General features: G+C 58.7%; 3 protein-coding genes. 1 reads left to right on the top strand and 2 read right to left on the bottom strand.

Annotated features, from left to right (window positions below; all coding sequences use genetic code 11):
- A partial coding sequence (locus AC19YQ_RS24865) for a cation:dicarboxylate symporter family transporter (protein ID WP_500596180.1) occupies positions 1-479 on the top strand: 479 nt, incomplete at its 5' end.
- Positions 480-637: 158 nt separating this feature from the next.
- Here the strand turns inward: AC19YQ_RS24865 and AC19YQ_RS24860 are convergent.
- A complete protein-coding gene (locus AC19YQ_RS24860; protein WP_500596179.1) occupies positions 638-2020 on the bottom strand; it encodes an LLM class flavin-dependent oxidoreductase in 1383 nt (460 codons plus the stop codon).
- A 35-nt stretch (positions 2021-2055) separates the two neighbouring features.
- Positions 2056-2390: ABC transporter permease subunit (locus AC19YQ_RS24855; protein WP_500595710.1), on the bottom strand; the 335-nt coding region annotated here is incomplete at its 5' end.

Genomic DNA, 2390 nt, shown 5'->3' with positions numbered 1-2390 from the left:
GCGTGATCGAGAAGATGGAAGCCTACGGCGCACCGAAAGCGATTTGCAGCTTTGTGGTACCGACCGGCTACTCGTTCAACCTTGACGGTTCGACCCTGTACCAGAGCATCGCGGCAATCTTTATCGCCCAGCTGTATGGCATCGACCTGTCGCTCAGCCAGCAACTGCTGCTGGTATTGACCCTGATGGTCACCTCCAAAGGCATCGCCGGTGTGCCGGGCGTGTCCTTCGTGGTGCTGCTGGCCACGCTGGGCAGCGTGGGTATCCCGCTGGAAGGTCTGGCCTTTATCGCCGGTGTTGAACGCGTGATGGACATGGCCCGTACGGCCCTGAACGTGATCGGTAACGCCCTGGCGGTACTGGTGATCTCCCGTTGGGAAGGCATGTACGACGACGCCAAGGGCGAGCGCTACTGGAACTCGCTGCCGCACTGGCGCAGCAAGGAACAGCTGCCGGCCGGGGAAGTGTCGAACACCTGAAAAAGTGATCCTCAGGTTTTGTGAGCTTCACAACACCTGAGGGAGCTGGCTTGAATGCGCTGGCATCACTTCGACGTACCTGAAAGACCACACCGTCTGCATCGCGAGCAAGCCCGCTCCCACAGGGACTTCGCTCGCGCAAATCAACAACGGCTGACCTAACGCCCTTGATCAAAACGGAACGAGGCACCATACGCTGACGCCGGTAAATGACTGGCGCCGTCGGCCCGCAGCCGTGAACGGAACGTACCGCGCTGAGGTTCGGTGCGATACAAGCCACGTTTCTGCAACTCGGGAATAATCAGCTCCACAAAGTCTTCAAGGCTGCCAGGGCTGATCAGCGGATTGAGCATGTAGCCGCTGGTACCGCTGATGCGAGCGTGTTCTTCGATCCGGTCTGCCACCTGTTGCGGGGTGCCTACCAGAATCAGGTCACTGCCACGTGTGACGTTGGCAAAGCGCTGTTTGACGTCACCGGCCGTCAGGGGCTTGCCACTCCCATCTGCACGCATCACATAGGACGTCATGCCTTCGGTGTGAGTAGACAGAGCATCACTGTCGGCGTAACGGCTAATGTCGATTCCGGTATCACCTGCATAACTGACCAGTTGCGCCTGCAAGTGATAATTGCTTTGCAGCTCGTCATATTTGCGCTGAGCTTCGATTTCCGTTTTGGCGGTCACAATACGCAGCACTGTCAGCGACTTCACATCTTCGGCCGGGCGACCGAGCGCCTGGGCCTGGGCCCAGATTTCCTCCAGCCCCTGACGAATCTCATGGGGGTCGGACTTGGCAACAAAGATCAACTCGGCGTGCTTGGCTGCAAATGCCCGGCCACGGCCTGACCAGCCAGCCTGGATCAGCAAAGGCGTTCGCTGCGGCGACGGGGACGTCAAATGCGGACCCGCCACCCGATAATGTTCGCCTGCATGGTTGATCGGCCGAACCCGATCACCACGGGCATACAGCTGGCGCGCCTTGTCGGCAACCACGGCATCATCGGCCCAGCTGCCCTCCCAAAGCTTATAGGCCACATCGAGAAATTCCTCGGCACGCTCATAGCGATCATCGTGCTTGATCATCTGCTCCAGACCGAAGTTTCGGGCAGCACTGGACAGGTATGACGTGACGATGTTCCACCCTATCCGGCCATCCGTCAGATGGTCCAATGTGCTGAAACGCCGGGCATGGGTAAAGGGATGCTCGTAGCTGGTGGTCACCGTGACGCCAAAGGCCAGGTTTTCAGTTACCGCAGCCAGTGCCGGGATGATCATCAGCGGGTCATTTGCCGGTGCTTCCACGGCCCATTTCATGGCCGCCTCGGCATTGCCGCCAAACACATCGTAGAAGCCCAGAACATCTCCGAAAAACAGCATATCCATGTGCGCCTGATCGGCAATACGCGCCAGATTCGACCAGTAGCCGAGCGAATTGATACTCAATCGCTCATCAGCCGGGTGCGTCCACAGGCTTGGCGCGCCACCACAGCCAACACTCGCTTGCTCGTAGAGCGCAAACAACAGAGGTTTTGGATCGGACATCTTGATACCTGAAAAGAATAATTAAAGGGATGGCGTTACCGCTGCTGTGTGAACCCTTTGCCGTAGTGGCGCTCGAGGCGGTTCTGCACCAGTTCGAGTCCGATCGACATCAGCCAATAGATAACGGCGGCGGTGGTGAGCATTTCGATGTAGCGATACGACGAACGCCCGTAGGACTGCGCCAGGAACATCACTTCCCACACGCCCATCACCGAAATCAGCGAGGAGTCCTTGAGCATTGAAATGAACTGGCTGGTGGTCGGCGGCAAAATCGTGCGCATGGCTTGCGGCAGGATGATGTGCAGGAATGTCGCCGTCGGCGACAGCCCCAGCGCCATCGCTGCCTGGCGTTGCCCGGGGGCCACGGCCA

This window comes from Pseudomonas sp. MF06569, from assembly GCF_059862735.1.
The sequence above is the reverse complement of the archived record's forward strand: the minus strand, read 5'-3'. Positions and strand labels throughout refer to the sequence as shown.

What these genes read in the sequence shown, in the direction of transcription:
- AC19YQ_RS24860 (WP_500596179.1), bottom strand. Translation starts at nt 2,020, where the DNA reads ATGTCCGATCCAAAACCTCTGTTGTTTGCGCTCTACGAGCAAGCGAGT.